At 56.7% G+C, this 15,612-nt stretch carries 12 protein-coding genes; 9 read left to right on the forward strand and 3 right to left on the reverse strand.

Features of this window, described 5'->3' with window-relative positions:
* The first annotated feature begins 102 nt into the window (after positions 1-102).
* From WJU22_RS14955 to WJU22_RS14965, 3 genes are all read left to right on the forward strand, one after another.
* A complete protein-coding gene (locus WJU22_RS14955; RefSeq protein WP_341838987.1) occupies positions 103-1,122 on the forward strand; it encodes a Gfo/Idh/MocA family protein in 1,020 nt (339 codons plus the stop codon).
* Positions 1,119-1,559: a hypothetical protein gene (locus WJU22_RS14960; protein WP_341838988.1), complete on the forward strand. Its 441-nt coding sequence runs from the start codon at positions 1,119-1,121 to the stop codon at positions 1,557-1,559. The genes WJU22_RS14955 and WJU22_RS14960 overlap by 4 nt, the downstream gene beginning before the upstream one ends.
* A gap of 74 nt (positions 1,560-1,633) precedes the next feature.
* A complete protein-coding gene (locus WJU22_RS14965; RefSeq protein ID WP_341838989.1) occupies positions 1,634-3,349 on the forward strand; it encodes a DUF885 family protein in 1,716 nt (571 codons plus the stop codon).
* Here WJU22_RS14965 and WJU22_RS14970 read toward each other — a convergent pair.
* Positions 3,346-4,056, reverse strand: coding sequence for an NUDIX hydrolase (locus WJU22_RS14970; protein ID WP_240646639.1), 711 nt, complete (start codon positions 4,054-4,056; stop codon positions 3,346-3,348). The genes WJU22_RS14965 and WJU22_RS14970 overlap by 4 nt on opposite strands.
* A 148-nt stretch (positions 4,057-4,204) precedes the next feature.
* Between WJU22_RS14970 and WJU22_RS14975 the strand changes: the two genes are divergently transcribed.
* Positions 4,205-5,332: an aldose epimerase family protein gene (locus tag WJU22_RS14975; protein WP_341838990.1), complete on the forward strand. Its 1,128-nt coding sequence runs from the start codon at positions 4,205-4,207 to the stop codon at positions 5,330-5,332.
* Positions 5,333-5,399: 67 nt separating this feature from the next.
* Here the strand turns inward: WJU22_RS14975 and WJU22_RS14980 are convergent, their stop codons facing one another.
* Positions 5,400-6,401, reverse strand: coding sequence for an NADP-dependent oxidoreductase (locus WJU22_RS14980; protein WP_341838991.1), 1,002 nt, complete (start codon positions 6,399-6,401; stop codon positions 5,400-5,402).
* Between the two features lie 105 nt (positions 6,402-6,506).
* On the opposite strand from WJU22_RS14980, the gene WJU22_RS14985 reads away from it, so the two are divergent.
* The 5 genes from WJU22_RS14985 (at position 6,507) to WJU22_RS15005 (ending at position 14,808) form a co-directional block, all read left to right on the forward strand.
* Positions 6,507-7,094, forward strand: a complete 588-nt coding sequence (locus WJU22_RS14985) for a sigma-70 family RNA polymerase sigma factor (RefSeq protein WP_341838992.1) — start codon at positions 6,507-6,509, stop codon at positions 7,092-7,094.
* Between the two features lie 121 nt (positions 7,095-7,215).
* Positions 7,216-8,253: a FecR family protein gene (locus WJU22_RS14990; protein WP_341838993.1), complete on the forward strand. Its 1,038-nt coding sequence runs from the start codon at positions 7,216-7,218 to the stop codon at positions 8,251-8,253.
* A gap of 66 nt (positions 8,254-8,319) precedes the next feature.
* Entirely contained in the window at positions 8,320-12,033 is a 3,714-nt protein-coding gene (locus WJU22_RS14995) for a SusC/RagA family TonB-linked outer membrane protein (RefSeq protein ID WP_341838994.1), read from the forward strand.
* 24 nt (positions 12,034-12,057) lie between these two features.
* Complete coding sequence (locus WJU22_RS15000; protein WP_341838995.1) at positions 12,058-13,737, forward strand: SusD/RagB family nutrient-binding outer membrane lipoprotein; 1,680 nt, start codon at positions 12,058-12,060, stop codon at positions 13,735-13,737.
* Positions 13,738-13,845: 108 nt separating this feature from the next.
* Positions 13,846-14,808: a YihY/virulence factor BrkB family protein gene (locus tag WJU22_RS15005; RefSeq protein ID WP_341838996.1), complete on the forward strand. Its 963-nt coding sequence runs from the start codon at positions 13,846-13,848 to the stop codon at positions 14,806-14,808.
* On the opposite strand, the gene WJU22_RS15010 is transcribed toward WJU22_RS15005, so the two are convergent.
* Positions 14,795-15,541 (reverse strand): DeoR/GlpR family DNA-binding transcription regulator, encoded by a 747-nt coding sequence (locus tag WJU22_RS15010; protein ID WP_341838997.1) that lies wholly within the window; start codon positions 15,539-15,541, stop codon positions 14,795-14,797. The two genes, WJU22_RS15005 and WJU22_RS15010, sit on opposite strands and share 14 nt — an antisense overlap.
* Between the last annotated feature and the right edge of the window lie 71 nt (positions 15,542-15,612).

Below are 15,612 nucleotides of genomic sequence, written 5' to 3' on the forward strand. Positions count from 1 at the left end.
TTCTTCAACAATTTTCACCGTTAGTGGAGCTTTTCTGAAAAAAGTGGAAATGTTTATTAATTTAACCGGCTCTTTATTGTCTACAAGCTCAACCAATTCACTATGAGTTCAAATCGGAGAAATTTCCTTCGCCACCTGGCGATCGGTTCCGGCGCACTGATGACCGGTATCCCGTCTTTCGCATCTTCCGTTCCCAGCGATGAGGAACTGAAAATCGCGTTGGATCAATCCAAGAAATCGCAACGCTTCAACATGAGCGGTTATGCCGCTCCCAAGATCGACAAGGTGCGGATCGGTTTCATCGGACAGGGTATGCGCGGGCCGGGTGCGGTTCAGCGTATGTCGTATATCGATGGTGTTGAGATCGTAGCCATCTGCGACCTGCTGCCCGAGCGCGCCACCAAATCGAACGGCATCGTTACGAAAATGGGCCGCCCTGCGGCCAAGGAATATTCCGGCGCCAATGGCTGGAAGGAAATGATCGATAAGGAGAAACTGGACCTGGTGTACATCACCACGCCCTGGGACCTCCACACCCCTATGGCCCTTTACGCCATGGAACACGGTTGCCACGCAGCGTCCGAAGTGCCCATCGCGCTTACGCTCGAAGATTGCTGGAAACTCGTGGAAACTTCCGAGCGCACCAAAAAGCATTGCATGATGCTGGAGAACTGCTGCTACGACTTCTTCGAGCTGCTGACGCTCAACATGGCGCGCCAGGGCCTCTTCGGCGAAATCGTACACGCAGAAGGCGCGTATATCCACGATCTGCGCGATCTCAACTTCTCGAAAAAAGGGTACCAGAACATGTGGCGCCTCCGCGAGAACATCGCCCACAACGGCAGCCTGTACCCGACCCACGGCCTCGGCCCCATCGCACAGTGCATGAACATCAACCGCGGCGATAAAATGGATTACCTCGTGTCTATGTCCAGCAACGATTTCATGATGGGCGAGATCGCGAAAGCCAAAGCGGCCGAAGATCCGTTCTTCAACGAATTCGTAGGCAAAAACTACCGCGGCCAGATGAACACCACCACCATCAAAACCGCTAAAGGCAAAACGTTGATGGTACAGCACGATGTAACTTCCCCCGCCCGTATTCCCGCATCCACCTCGTGAGCGGTACCAAAGGCGTAGCCAGCAAATGGCCCGATCCCGAACGCATCGCTTTCGGCCATGACTGGATCAGCGAAGCGGAACTGAAGAAACTCTACGACCAATACACACCGGAAATCATCCGCAAAATCGGTGAAATGGCGAAGAAAGTCGGCGGTCATGGCGGTATGGACTTCATGATGGACTGGCGCCTCATCGACTGTCTGCGCAACGGCCTCCCGCTGGACCAGGATGTGTACGACGGCGTGGCATGGAGCTGCATCTTCCCGCTGAGCGGAAAATCCATCGCGAAACGTTCTTCCAGCGTAGATATTCCCGACTTTACCCGCGGCGCCTGGAAAACCAACGCCCCCGTTGAACTGACGCTGAAAGGCGGCGGCACCACCGGCGTGATCGGCGTGGAAAAGAAAGGTGAGTCCAAGCAATTGAACGTGCACTAATCCCGCACGCAAACGATACCTGGCGCTCTCCTTTACCGGGAGAGCGCTTTTTTTACAACCTACCGCTACCTGCTATGAAACATTTCCTTTCCTGCTGCCTGCTGCTGCTTTCCGCTACCACGATGGCGCAGCGCCCCGATACCGACCTCTACGCGCAAACCAGCGAAGTCAATAATATTATGGTGCAGTTCGAGGCCGACCGCGGCATCCTGCAACGGTTTTACGCCATCCGCAACTCGCCCGAACGGCGGGAAAGACTGGAAAAACTGTACGCGGATTATATGCAAAGGCTGGCTGCGCTGGATTGGGACAAACTGCCCACGGGCTCCCGTGCCGATTATGTACTGTTCCGCCGTAACCTGCAACAGGAGCGGAACCTGCTGACCGTCGAAAAGACGGAATTAGCGCAGTTGAAGCCCTATTTCCCGTTCGCGGATTCGCTCTATGCCGCCGAAGCCCGCAGGCGCAGGGGCCTCACGCCCAACGCACGCGCCCTCGCCGCCGCATGGAATGAGGCGGGCAAGGCCGTTCGCGCGCAGCAGGCTTTGCTGGCGAAAGACAGCGCGCTGTCTCCCTTCCTGGCCCAGCGCGGCGCCGGCATCGCGCGGGGCTTGCAACAGGCCATCAAAAGCACCTACGAATTTTACACCGGCTTCGACCCGCAGTTTTCCTGGTGGATGCCCGCGCCGTACCGGGTGCTGGACAGTCTGCTGAACCAATACGCCAACACCTTCCAGCAGATCGCCAAACGCGCGCCGTCGCAGAAAGACGATGGGTCGGGCATCATCGGCAACCCCATCGGCCAGGCGGGCGTACAGGTGTTGCTCCAACACGAAATGATCCCTTACTCACCCGACGAGCTGATCGCCATCGCCAACCGTGAATTCGCCTGGTGTGAAAAGGAAATGCTCAAAGCCTCCCGCGACATGGGGTTCGGCGATAACTGGAAAGCCGCCATGGAAAAGGTGAAAGGCACTTCCGTGGAGCCTGGTTCGCAGCCGGAAGCGATGTTGGGACTGTACAATGAGTCCGTCGCGTTTTTGAAAGCACATCAATTGATCTCGTTGCCGCCGCTGGCCGAGGAAACCTGGCGGATGAACATGCTGTCGCCGGAAAGACAACTGGTGGCGCCGTTTTTCCTGGGCGGGGAAGAGCTGCTGATCGCTTTCCCGACCAACACCATGCGCCACGATGATAAGATGATGTCGATCCGTGGCAATAACCCTCATTTCTCCCGCGCCGTGGTGCATCACGAATTGCTGGCCGGGCACGGATTGCAGCAGTTCATGAACGACCGCTACAAAGCCTATCGCCATTTCGATACACCGTTCTGGACGGAAGGCTGGGCATTGTACTGGGAGCGGCTGTTGTGGGACAGGGGCTTCCCCCGTTCTGCGGAAGACCGCGTGGGCATGCTGTTCTGGCGGATGCACCGTTGCGCCCGCATCATCTTTTCCCTCAGCTATCACACGAATAAATGGACGCCGCAGCAATGCATCGATTTCCTCGTGGAGCGCGTCAATCACGAGCGCGCCAACGCGGAAGGCGAGGTTCGGCGCTCATTCACCGGCGGGTACGGCCCGCTGTACCAGATCGCTTACATGATCGGCGGGTTACAGTTCGAAGCATTGAAGAAGGAACTGGTAGACAGCGGGAAAATGAACATCCGCGACTTCCATGACGCCATCATCCGCGAAAACGCGATGCCGGTGGAAATGGTGCGCGCCATTCTTTTGGACAAATTGCCCAATAAGGATTTCAAGTCCAGCTGGCGGTTTTACCCGCTTTAGCGGATGGAATCCGGGTTGGGAATGAAATTGAGGAAGGCGTTGAACTTGGTCTGGTACTTCCGCTTGTCGAGCTTATAGTAAAAGGCGCCTCTTTTGGAGGTGGCCTTTTCTTTGTCTTTCTGCTTGACGAGCAGCCCTGTCGACAATACTTTCCGGGAAAAATTACGTTTATCCATCAGCGTATCGAAAATACCTTCATAGAGGTGCTGGAGCTGGGGAAGCGTGAATTTTTCCGGAAGCATTTCGAACACGATGGGATGGAAGGCGGCTTTGTAGCGAAGCTTCTGCTGCGCCAGGGCCACCATGTCGCGATGGTCGAAAATGAGGGACGGCAGTTTTTTGAGGGGGAACCACTCGGCATGGTAATCCTGGTTGATCTGCTGGGTGTACCGGTTAATGTCGATCAGGCTGGAATATACGACAGACAGCGTTCGGTCTACCGGATCGCGCTCCACTTCCCCGAAAATGTACAACTGTTCCATGTACACGTTCTCCAGGCCGGTCAGCTCCTTCAACACACGGCTAGCCGCAAGATCGATGTTCTCGTCTCGCTTCATGAGTCCGCCGGCAAGGCTCCAGCGGCCCTTCTCGGGCTCGAAGCCCCGTTTGATGAGGAGCAGTTTCAGCTCCGTTCCGTCAAATCCAAAAATTATACAGTCTACGGCCACCAGCATCCTGTTTTTGCTGGAGTATTGGGCGATTCTCAAGGCGGATCAGTTTTTTACGTGGTCACGATATAAATGTCGCACAGACAATTTATCAAACATTCCTGAAAAATTGGCTGGAAATTTCGGGATTTAATCCAGATATTTAAAGGATCAAACCCGAATTCTGTTTTAAAATTTCACGTTTTACATGAAAAAGTTATCGACCCTCATGGCCCTGTCTACCGGTGGCATCATGGCTTTTACCGCCTGTGGCGACGGTGGCGGCAAAGCGCCCTCGGTATCGCTGACCAGCGCCAGGTACGGCGAAACGGGCGGCACGGAAGTGACCCAGTACACCCTCACCAACGCCAACGGCATGATCGTCAAGGTCCTGAACTACGGCGGCATCATTACCGATATCATCACGCCAGACAAGAGCGGAGCCCCCGGCAACGTGGTGCTTTCGTTCGACAGCCTGAGCGGCTACCTCCAGGCCGGCAACCCTTATTTCGGGACGCTCGTGGGCCGGTACGCCAACCGCATCGCCAATGCGCAGTTCTCGTTGGACAGCGTTACCTATAAACTGGCGCCCAATAATAACGGCAACACCCTGCACGGTGGGCTGAAAGGTTTCGATAAAGTGATCTGGAAAGCCACGCCCCAGGCCGGCGATTCCAGCCTGCTGCTGGAATACCGCTCCGCAGACGGGGAAGAAGGCTATCCCGGCAACCTCGACGTGAAAGTGGTTTACACCCTCACGGCCGACAATGCCCTGCAGATCGACTATACGGCCACAACCGACAAGGCAACGCCCATCAACCTCACCAACCACAGCTATTTCAACCTGTCTGCCGGTGGGAGCCACGACATCCTGGGCCACGAGCTGCAGCTGCGCGCGCCGCGCTACACGCCGGTGAACGAAAACCTCATCCCGCTGGGCCGCCTCGATTCCGTGGCGGGAACTGCCATGGATTTCACTACGCCGCACAAGATCGGCGAGCGCATCAGCCAGGTCCAGGGCGGCTACGACCACAACTGGGTGCTGGAAGAAGGCGAGGGGCTGCAGGAATTCGGGATGCTGTACGATTCCGTTTCCGGCCGCGTGATGACGGTAGCCACCACCGAACCGGGTGTTCAGTTCTACAGCGGCAACTTCCTCGACGGATCGCTGAAAAACACGCGTAATAAAGCCGTGTACGGAAAACACGCCGGTATGTGCCTGGAAACCCAGCATTTCCCGGATTCTCCGAATCAGCCGTCGTTCCCCAGCGCCATTCTCCGGCCGGGGGAAACCTACAAACAAACAACGGTTTACCGGTTCGCGGTACGCAAATAATCGCAATTCGCGGAAAAGGAAAAGCCGTCCCGATCATACCGGGACGGCTTTTTTTATGCCTGTTCCCTCAGGCTTTTACGATCATTTTTCCTTTGTTTTTGCCGGAAAACAGGCCGAGCAGGGCTTCCGGTAGTTTCTCGAACCCTTCCGCCACGGTTTCTTCCGACTTGATTTTGCCCGCCTTCACGAGCGGCGCCAGAAACTCGATCCCTTCGCGGAACCGGGATGCGTAATTGCGGATGATGAACCCCTGCATGAGGATGCTCCGCGTCACCATGAACCCCTGCCAGCGCGGGCCGGTCGGCACTTCGGTGGCGTTGTAATAGGAGATTTGCCCGCAAAGCGGCACCCGCGCAAAGAAATTCAGCTGTCGCATCACCGCGTCAGACACTTCGCCGCCCACATTGTCGAAATAAATATCCACGCCGTTGGGGCAGCTCGTCGACAGGCGATCGTCCAGCCCGGGCTCGTTATAATTAATGGCGGCATCGAATCCGAAGTACTCCGTCAGCAGTTTCACTTTTTCTTCCGACCCGGCGATCCCTACCGCTCTGCAGCCCAAATGCTTCGCGATCTGCCCGACCACGGAGCCCACCGCCCCGGCAGCGCCGGACACCACCACGGTTTCGCCGGCTTTCGGCTTGCCGATGTCCATGAGGCCGATGTAAGCCGTGAGGCCCGTCATCCCCAGCACGCCGAGGTAATAGCTGGGTGGTGCAAGGCTGGCGTCGACTTTTTGAACGGCGGATGCGGGAACGGTCATTTCCGTGCGCCAGGGGAGATAAGGGCCGTGCACTACGTCGCCCGGCTGGAATTTCGGATCGCGGGAAGCGGTCACTTCCGCCACTACGCCGCCTTCCAGCGCGTTGTTCACCTGGAACGGGGGCACGTAGGATTCTCCTTCATTCATCCGTCCGCGCATGTACGGGTCCACGGAATAAAACATGCCTTTCAGCTGAAGCTCGCCTTCTTTCGGGTCGGGCAACGGCACTTCGTCTATCCGGAAAATGGAAGCGTCGGGGAGCCCGGTGGGCCGCGCGGCGAACGTGATCTGTTTTACCTTTTTCATGTTGTAATAACCCCTGTGCACGGGGTTTGGTTGCCGGTTACCGGGTGAAATCGGATTTTTTACGAATAATGCATACCTTGTCTGCACGAAAGCCGCCGTATCAGCATGTCGCTACAAGATAACACGCCTCCCGCACCGGACCCGGGCTGGGAGGCTTTCCGGAAAGGGGACAGGGATGCCTTTGCGCAGTTGTATGATGAACACGCCCCGCCACTGATCGTTTACGGGATCAGGGTGAGCGGCGACGAGGGGTTGGTGCGCGATGTGATCCAGGACCTTTTCGTAGAAATTTGGCGCTCCCGCGCGAACCTGCAGTCGCCAGGTTCGGTGAGGGGCTACCTGTTGAAAGCCCTCCGCTACAAACTCATGCGGAAAGCGGCCGTGCGCCTGCTGTACGCCGATTCGCTCCCCGAACAGGCAGACACCGCCAACCCGGAATCCATCATCCTCGAGCACGAAAACGAAATCATCCGCCGCCAGCTCATCCGCCGGGCCATCGACCGTTTGCCGAAGCGCCAGCAGGAAATGATCAACCTGCGGTTTTACCAGGGGCTGAGCACCGAAGAAGCCGCCAGCGTTATGGCCGTCAATTATCAATCCGCCGCCAACCTTCTTCACAGGGCCGTGTCGCAGCTCCGCGAAATGCTCGGGCCCGGGGCGCTTGCGCTCATTATCCTTTACCGCGAAGGCTGAAAAAACGGCCGTAGCCCCGCAGTTTTCCTTCCCTCGGAAAAAAATCCAAAAAAATACGCCGCCAGGTGAGTATCGCGGAACGGATTTGGTCACCTATATGGGAACGACCACACTTCAGCATATGTCTAACCACCCATCCGACCTGGAAACTTTACTGCGAAACGACGACTTCGTGCAATGGACTTTACGCCCTACGGCGGAAGGTGACGCGCGTTGGGAAGCCTGGATAGGCGGGGATACGGAGCGCCGCGCGTTGGTGGACCGCTGCCGAAGCGCCGTGCTGGCCGTTCATGCCGCGGAATCCCACGTTCCGGCCGATATGCTGGCCGGGGAAATCTGGGAAAAGATGCAGGGCGCCCTCCGCCCTAAAATCCGCTGGATGCCTTATGCGGCCGCCGCTGCGGTGGTATTGCTGCTGGCAGGTGCGGGATGGTGGTGGGTGAACGGGCGGCCCGAAGGAAAAGGGAATATGGCCATGGAAGCGCCAGCCGTCGAAAAAGGAGAAAACGGGGAAATATCGGCGGTCAACAACGGGGCGGGACTGAAAACCGTATTAATGGTAGACGGATCGCGGATTACGCTGAGCCCCGGCGCCAGGGTGCATTTTCAAAGCCTGCCCGGCCCGGATGCCCGGAACGTACGGCTGGAAGGCTCGGCTTTCTTCGAAGTATCGCCCGACCCGAAGCGGCCCTTCACCGTCTTCGCCGGGAAAGTGGTGACCCGCGTACTGGGCACCAGCTTCCGGATCAGCGGGGAACGCAGCATCACGGTGGCCGTGCGCTCGGGAAAAGTGTCCGTTTCACATGCTGGAGACAATAGCGCCTGGATCCTGCTGCCCAACGAACAGGCGGTTTATGACGCCGGGCGCAACACGATGGCCAAGTCGGTTGTTATCAATAAAACCATCCTCGAAAACCCTGTTCCGCCGACTCCCCGGTTCAGCTTCGACGAAACCCCGGCCCCGGCGGTGATAGACGAACTGTCCGGGACTTATGCCGTGAATATCCGCTACGACAGGCGGCTGTTCGAAAAATGCAGGATTACCGTGTCTCTCGAAGAAGGCACTTTTTACGATAAACTGGACGTGCTCTGCAAAGTGCTGGGCGCCACATATGAAATAGTGAACAATGAAGTACGGATTGCTGGTCCTGGCTGCTGATCGCTCCCGCTCCACCGTACATTGAACAAACGATTCCACATTTACTGTCAACCAAAAATCAAGCGTATGAACACCATCCGTTTCATGATGCGGGTAGCGCTGTTGAAGACCTTGCTGTGCATTTTCGTGACCACCGCCATGGCAGCGGTCGCCGGCGCACAAGGCGTACTCGACAAAAAAATTTCCCTTACCGTAGCCAACAAAGAACTGAAAAATGTGCTCGGCAAGATCGAAGAGGCGGCTTCCGTCAAGTTCGCCTATGCTACCCGGACCATTCCGCTCACCAGCATCGTGAGCCTCTCCGTGCGCGATACGCGCCTCGGCGACGTGCTGCAATCACTCCTGCAGCCCTATAACGTCAATTACGAAGTTGTAGGCAACCAGATCATTATCCAGCAAGACGGGGTGAAAGTGGTCATCTCCCGCGACGCGCTTTTCAAGAAAGTGACGGGCCGCGTGAAGGCGGCCGACGGTTCCAGCGTTCCCGGCGTAACGGTTACCGTGAAAGGCACTTCCAAAGGCGCGGTTACGAATGCCGACGGGTTTTTCGAGATCGACGCCGAAGAAGGCGCGGTGCTTGTGTTTTCCGCCATCGGTTTCGCCGCCCAGGAAATTGCCGTTGGATCGGCCGGGAACTACGACGTTGTTTTGCAGGAATCCAAGCGCGAACTGTCGGAAGTAGTGGTAACGGCCCTTGGCCAGCGGAAAGAGAAACGCGCGCTGGGGTATTCCGTATCCGAAGTGAAAGGCGCAGACCTGGCGCAGACCAACGAAGTGAACCCCATCAACGCCTTGCAGGGCAAAGCCCCCGGCATCAATATCGACCAGGGCTCTGGCGGCCTTTTCGGTAACTCGCGCATCCTGCTGCGCGGCAACTCTACCCTGAGCCTCAATAACCAGCCCATTTTCGTGGTAGACGGCGTGATCGTGGAAAACGACGCGTTCGATGGGAAAGGGCGCGATTTCGGGAACGATCTCAAGAACCTGAACATGGAAGAGTTCGAAAGCGTTTCCGTGCTGAAAGGCTCCGCAGCCGCAGCGCTCTACGGCACCCGCGCCATCAACGGCGTTGTGCTCATCACCACCAAGAAAGGGCGGACGAAGAAAGGATGGGGCGTGTCCGTCAGCCAATCCCTCAACATCCAGGACCCTTACCGCGGACCGGACTTCCAGAATGAATACGGCGGCGGCACCGTGGGCGCTTTCTTCACCGATACCCGCGACCCCGGCTATCCCAACGGCACCAACTGGCAAACGAAAGTATTCCCCACCAACGCTGCCAATGAACCTTACATCGACCCGCAGAAAAACCGGGAACTGGAGAACTGGGGGCCGAAATTCGCCAACCAGCGCGTCCGCAATTACGACGGCACCTGGACGGAATACAAAGCCGTTCCCAATAACTACCTCGACGCATTCCAGACCGGTGTGGGCTACCTCACCAACGTGGCGCTCGACGGGGCTACCGACAAATCCTCGTTCCGGGTTTCTTATTCCCGCAACCAGGCCGAAGGCATCAACTTCCGCAACAAGATGAACAAAAACGCCTTCACCCTGCGCGCCACCCATAACCTGACCAGCTTTATCAGCCTCGACGCCGGTGCCGATTACACCAACATCCAGGCCGAGAACCCGCCGCAGCTGGGGCTCAACAACTTCATCTGGATCTTCCCCCGCAACTACGACACCAAATACTGGATGCAGCGCAGCAAATACACCAGCTCGCTCGGCGGGGTGCCCAAAGTATACGATCCCAACGAAACGAATTTCGTGCCCGGCGCCGATTACTGGTTCCGGATCTTCGAGAACAATTACCTGCAGGACGAACAGATGTTCCGCGGCCGCCTCGCGATCAACGCCACCATTACCAACTGGCTCAGATTGCAGCTGGAAGGGAACTTCAGCAATATCAGCATCAAGAACGAATCGAAAGAACTGGGACAGGGATTCGATTTCAAGGGTGAAGACAATACCAGCGGCGGCAAGTACGGCCTCGGCCTTACACAGAAACGCGCCTGGTTTATGAAATGGATGGGCGTTGTCACGAAACAGCTCACCAAAGACCTTTCCCTGAACGGTTACGTAGGTGGCGAAACACAACGCTATAACAACGTGTATACCCTCAGCGAAACGGACGGCGGCCTCATCTTCCCCGGCAACTATTTCCTCGCCAACTCGAAGAAACCGCAGATTTCCACCGGCGGCGTGCGCACGCGTAAAACCATCAATTCCATCTACGCCAGCGCCGACCTAGCCTGGAAGGAACAACTGTACCTGCAAACCACCTGGCGTGGCGACTGGTCGTCTGCCCTCACGTACAGCGACGGTACCGGCTTCAACTTTTACAACTATCCGGCGGTGAGCCTTTCGTGGATTTTCTCCGAAACGTTCAAGCTGCCCGAATTCATATCGTTCGGTAAACTGCGGGGCAACGTGGCCTGGCTCGGCGGCGATATGGACCCCTTCGTCCTCAACCCCGGCTTCCAGCTGAGAGGTTTCTCACAGGCGAACGGCAACAACATCCCCATGCTCGCGTACATTCTCAATTCGCAGGGGCAATCGTATATGGTCGACAAAAGCCTCAAGCCCCGCCGCAAGCGCGCGCTGGAAGCAGGGGTGGATGTCCGCTTCATGAAAGACAGGCTGGGCGTGGATCTGACCGTTTATAAAGACAATACCTTCAACCAGGGTATCCTCATCCCCGCAGCGGCCGAATCCGGCGTCAACAGCCAGCTCATCAATGCCGGTAACATTCAGAACAAGGGGATCGAAATCTCCCTGAACGCGACTCCCGTGCAAACGAAGAACTTCAACTGGAACACGACGCTCACCTTCACCCGGAACCGCAACAAGATCATCGAACTGTATGGCGACCGCGAATATTATGCGCTCGATGAAGAAGGGCTCGGTTCCAACGACCAGATCCCATATGCGAAAGTGGGTGGCGCCTACGGCGTGATCCGCACCCGGATCCATTCCAAAAGCTACCAGGCCTACGACGCGAACGGCAAGCCCATCGCACACCCGAACAATGGGAAAACGGTGCTGGCCTGGCGGTCAGACGCCCGCGCGGCCTTCCCGCAACGGAGCAACGAATGGATGGACGTGGGCGATATCAACCCCGATTTCCGTTCCAGCTTCGACAATACATTCCGTTACAAGAATTTCTCCCTGAACGTATTGTTCGACGCCAAGATCGGCGGCGATATGGTGATGCACTCCATGCGCTACGGCACGCACACCGGTATCTTCAAATCCTCGCTGCAGGGCCGCGACGCGCAACATGGCGGCATTTCATGGACGAGCAAATATCCCAACGACCTGGGCACGTACGACGATGGCATCATCCCCGACGGGGTGTTCGACAACGGCCAGACGATCGAGCAGCCCAACGGTACGCAGGTAGATGTTTCCGGTATGACGTTCCGTGAAGCGTATGATAAAGGGTACGTGGAGCCCACGCACCTTCCGCAATACAGCTACCGCTACGGTTCGTTCTCCACCGCGGTGGGCGATTACTGGGTCGTGGAAAACTCCTGGATCGCGCTGCGGCAGATCGCGCTGAATTACACGCTGCCCGCCAGCTTCGCCGAACGGCTGCACCTGAACAACCTGCAGGTGAGCATCATCGGCCGCGATCTCGGTTACCTGTATAATACGCTTCCGAACAATTTCAACCCGGCGGCCAACAACTCCAACAGAACGAGCGTGAACAAGGAAGAAGGCTTTGTGCCGCCCATGACAAGGAATTTCGTGTTCACCATCCGTGCCGGATTCTAGTTGTTCACCCTTCAAACGAAACACATGAAAAAGTTAACGATCCTTTCCATCATATCGGCCGCCGCGCTTTTTTCCGCATCCTGCAAGAAGGATTTCGCGGACATCAACACCGATCCCAGCGTTGTGACCACGCCCGATGTGGCCGCGCTCTTCGCCTATTCCTGCGAGAGCGTGGAAAATTACCAGGGTACGGAATGGGTGTGGGAAAACCTGGAGCAGCTGCTGCGCTTCACCCAGCACCTTACCACAGACCCTTACGAACTGTCCAACAACGTCAACAGCCGCTACCGCGTGCTGTATAACAACGTGCTGCCCAACCTCGTGGAAATCCGCCGCTACACCAGCGGTCTGCCCGACAGGGACCGGTACCGCAACGTCCGCGCGGCCACCTACGTGCTGGGTATCCTTCAGGCGCTGAAAACGACGGACATGAACGGTTCCCTGCCGTATACCCAGGCCATGCAGGCGCGTTATACCGGCGAGCTTCGTCCGGCGTACGACAACCAGAAAGCCCTGTTCGACACCTGGCTCCAGGAGCTCTCCCTCGCCATCGACACCCTCGGCCAGCCCGGCGGCAACCAGATCGGGTTCGGGCAGTCGGACCTGTATTACGCCAATAACTGGCAGCATTGGGCCAAGCTCGCCAACTCGCTGAAGCTCCGCATCGCCGTGCGGTACGAAAAGGCCGACGTCAACGTCACCAAACGCGTGTTCCGCGAAGTGATGACCAGCGCCGCAGGGCCCATCGATACGGACGAGTCGCAGTTCAAATACGACCGCCCCACATGGAACCCCATCGGCAACGATATCGATTACCGCAGCCCGCGCTTCGGCACCTCGTCTATCATCAACTTCCTCAAATCCACCAACGATCCGCGTTTGCCCATTTATTTCACGCCGAACGACCTGGTAGGGAGCTTTAAGGACACGCTGACCAAATACAGCAAAACGTTGCCCGCGTTTATTGACGTGAACGACCCGATGGTCCGCTGGCAGGGCGGGCCCGCAGACTGGACCACCGACCCCGTGAAAGCCACCTGGTACAAATCCACCTTCGATGCCGGCGGCAATAACAAATGGCGGCTCATCGGTTTCATCAACAAGAAATTCTTCGCGCCGCGATACGGAAGTAATACCACAGGCCGCCTGCTCGATTATATGGTGACCCGCGCCGAAACGAGTTTCTACATCGCTGAACTGATCCAGAAAGGCCATGGGACGGGTTTTGACACGAAAGGTTCTGCGGAAGACTGGTACAAGCGCGGCGTGGAATCGTCGCTCCGCACCATGAACGCCATCGCAGTGGCCGCGGAAAGCACCACGGGGCTTTCGGGCGACGGGAACGCGCAGGTGGCCGCCTATCTCAATCATCCCAACGTGAAATTCAACGGGGTAAACGATCTGGAACGGATTTACATCCAGGAGTACCTGAATTTCTACCGCCTCGCCAACGAAGCGTTCACGTTCTGCCGCCGCACCGGGTATCCGAAAAACAATTCGGCCTTTTACCCCCGCAACGCCTGGAACGAGCCAATTCCGCGCCGTTACGCGCTGGATGAGCCCGCCCTCGGCACGAACAACGAAAACTGGCTGAAAGCGCAGCAGGAACAGGGCTTCACGCCCAACGACCGGACTGCTACCACGCTGGCGGCGCAACGCCTCTGGTTCGATAAGAACAGTCCGGCCTTTGGCCAGGGGAATTAATTCCGCCTTGTTTATTGTTGATATATACTCAATTCCAGAGACAGCCGTCCCTCTTCCGGGGGACGGCCTTTTTTTAACCCATGGCCTTCTTTTTGTGTTATGGGCAGTATGGAAAAACCCTTCATCATCCGGCACGGCTGGGAATTGCTCAAATGCGCCGGGAACGATTTTATGGAAGATAAAGTATTGAAACTGAGCGCCTCGCTGGCGTATTCCACCGTATTTTCCATTGCCCCGATGTTGATCATCATCCTGTTTTTCAGTGATATTTTCCTGGGACGGGAGGCGCTGGAAGGCAATCTCTACGGCCAGTTGCGCGATCTGGTGGGCGCTTCGGCGGCTTCGCAGATACAGGACGTGGTGGCCAATTCCTACCTTTCGCCGGACGTAGGCTGGTCTACCATCATCGGCTTCGCGACGCTGATCGTAGGCGCCACCGGCGTTTTCACGGAAATCCAGGACTCGATCAACCTCATCTGGCGCTTGAAAACCAAGCCGCGGAAAGGGCGTGGACTGTTGAAAATCCTCCTCACACGGTTGCTTTCCTTCTCACTGGTGGCCAGCCTGGGATTTGTGCTGGTAGTGTCGCTCGTGTTGCATGGCCTCATCGAGGTGCTGATGGATCGGCTCACCACACTTTTCCCCGACGTAACGGTTGTGGCCGTATACATTGTCAACCTACTATTCACTTTCATCGTGATTTCCGCGCTTTTTGCGGTTATTTTCAAGGTTTTGCCGGATGCGAAGGTGAAATGGCGGCATGTGTGGGTGGGCGCGATGGTGACGGCATTGCTGTTTATGATCGGGAAAAGCGGCATCGGGCTGTACCTGGGCTCCAGCAAGATCGGGACTACGTATGGCGCCGCGGGGTCGCTGGTGATTTTGCTGATTTGGGTGTACTATTCTTCCGCGATCCTGTATTTCGGGGCGGAATTCACCCGGCAATACGTGCAAAAGAAGGGCGAACGGATCTTCCCGAACGATTATGCGGTGTGGGTGGAACAGGTGGAAATGGAAACCAAAGGCCAGATGATCGAAAAGAAAGGTACGGAAACCATCACACCACCCTGATGCCCTGCTCCCGGTAAGCTTCCAGGAATTCAAGTTCGGCATTGTCAGTAATAATGGTATCCAGGTCGGTGATGTTGCAAACTTTATACGGTTCCGCCGTGCCCATTTTGTCGCCGGTAGCCAGCGCCACCACATGGCTGGCGCACTCTACCATCGTGGTTTTCACTTCCGCCTCTTCCATGTTCATGCCCGTTACGCCGAGGATGGGGTGGAGGCTGCAAACACCGAGGAAACAAAGGTCGGCCCGGACGCGGCGCAGCATGCGCATGGTTTCCTGTCCGCCTGCTGTCTGCGCGTTTTTATTGACCCGCCCGCCGGTTAAAATGACCTGCGTTTTGGGATGCTCGATCAGTTGCGCCGCGATGGGAACGCTGTTGGTGATGACGGTCAATTGCAGTTCCGGCGGGAATATCTTGACGAGCGAGAGGGTAGACGTGCCGCCGTCGAGGATGACGGTTTGCCCGTTGTGCAGGAGGGCCAGGGCTTTTTGGGCCATGAGCAGCTTGTCGTCTGAATGGAAAAGCGTCCGCTCCTTGAAAGAATAGGGATTAGGCGAATGGGGAATCGCACCGCCCCGCACCTTGATGAGCAGCCCGCTCTGGGCGAGGGACTCCAGGTCGCGGCGGACCGTATCCTCCGACACCTGCAAATCCGTGCTCAGCTCAGTTTGCAGCACTTTCCGGTCGGCTTTGAGCTTTTTCAGGATGTAATCCAGCCTTTCTTCTTTCAACATATTCCTGCGGTTTTATGCGAATTTATGCGATAAATAGCAATAATTGGATTTTTAGTTTGATGAAAGTTGCA

It is taken from the genome of Chitinophaga caseinilytica (assembly GCF_038396765.1).
Lineage (GTDB): Bacteria > Bacteroidota > Bacteroidia > Chitinophagales > Chitinophagaceae > Chitinophaga > Chitinophaga caseinilytica.

What these genes read in the sequence shown, in the direction of transcription:
- WJU22_RS14975 (WP_341838990.1), top strand. Translation starts at nt 4,205, where the DNA reads ATGAAAAAGTTATCGACCCTCATGGCCCTGTCTACCGGTGGCATCATG.
- WJU22_RS15010 (WP_341838997.1), bottom strand. Translation starts at nt 15,541, where the DNA reads ATGTTGAAAGAAGAAAGGCTGGATTACATCCTGAAAAAGCTCAAAGCC.
- WJU22_RS14955 (WP_341838987.1), top strand. Translation starts at nt 103, where the DNA reads ATGAGTTCAAATCGGAGAAATTTCCTTCGCCACCTGGCGATCGGTTCC.
- WJU22_RS14980 (WP_341838991.1), bottom strand. Translation starts at nt 6,401, where the DNA reads ATGAAAAAGGTAAAACAGATCACGTTCGCCGCGCGGCCCACCGGGCTC.
- WJU22_RS14965 (WP_341838989.1), top strand. Translation starts at nt 1,634, where the DNA reads ATGAAACATTTCCTTTCCTGCTGCCTGCTGCTGCTTTCCGCTACCACG.
- WJU22_RS14985 (WP_341838992.1), top strand. Translation starts at nt 6,507, where the DNA reads ATGTCGCTACAAGATAACACGCCTCCCGCACCGGACCCGGGCTGGGAG.
- WJU22_RS15000 (WP_341838995.1), top strand. Translation starts at nt 12,058, where the DNA reads ATGAAAAAGTTAACGATCCTTTCCATCATATCGGCCGCCGCGCTTTTT.
- WJU22_RS14990 (WP_341838993.1), top strand. Translation starts at nt 7,216, where the DNA reads ATGTCTAACCACCCATCCGACCTGGAAACTTTACTGCGAAACGACGAC.
- WJU22_RS15005 (WP_341838996.1), top strand. Translation starts at nt 13,846, where the DNA reads ATGGAAAAACCCTTCATCATCCGGCACGGCTGGGAATTGCTCAAATGC.
- WJU22_RS14995 (WP_341838994.1), top strand. Translation starts at nt 8,320, where the DNA reads ATGAACACCATCCGTTTCATGATGCGGGTAGCGCTGTTGAAGACCTTG.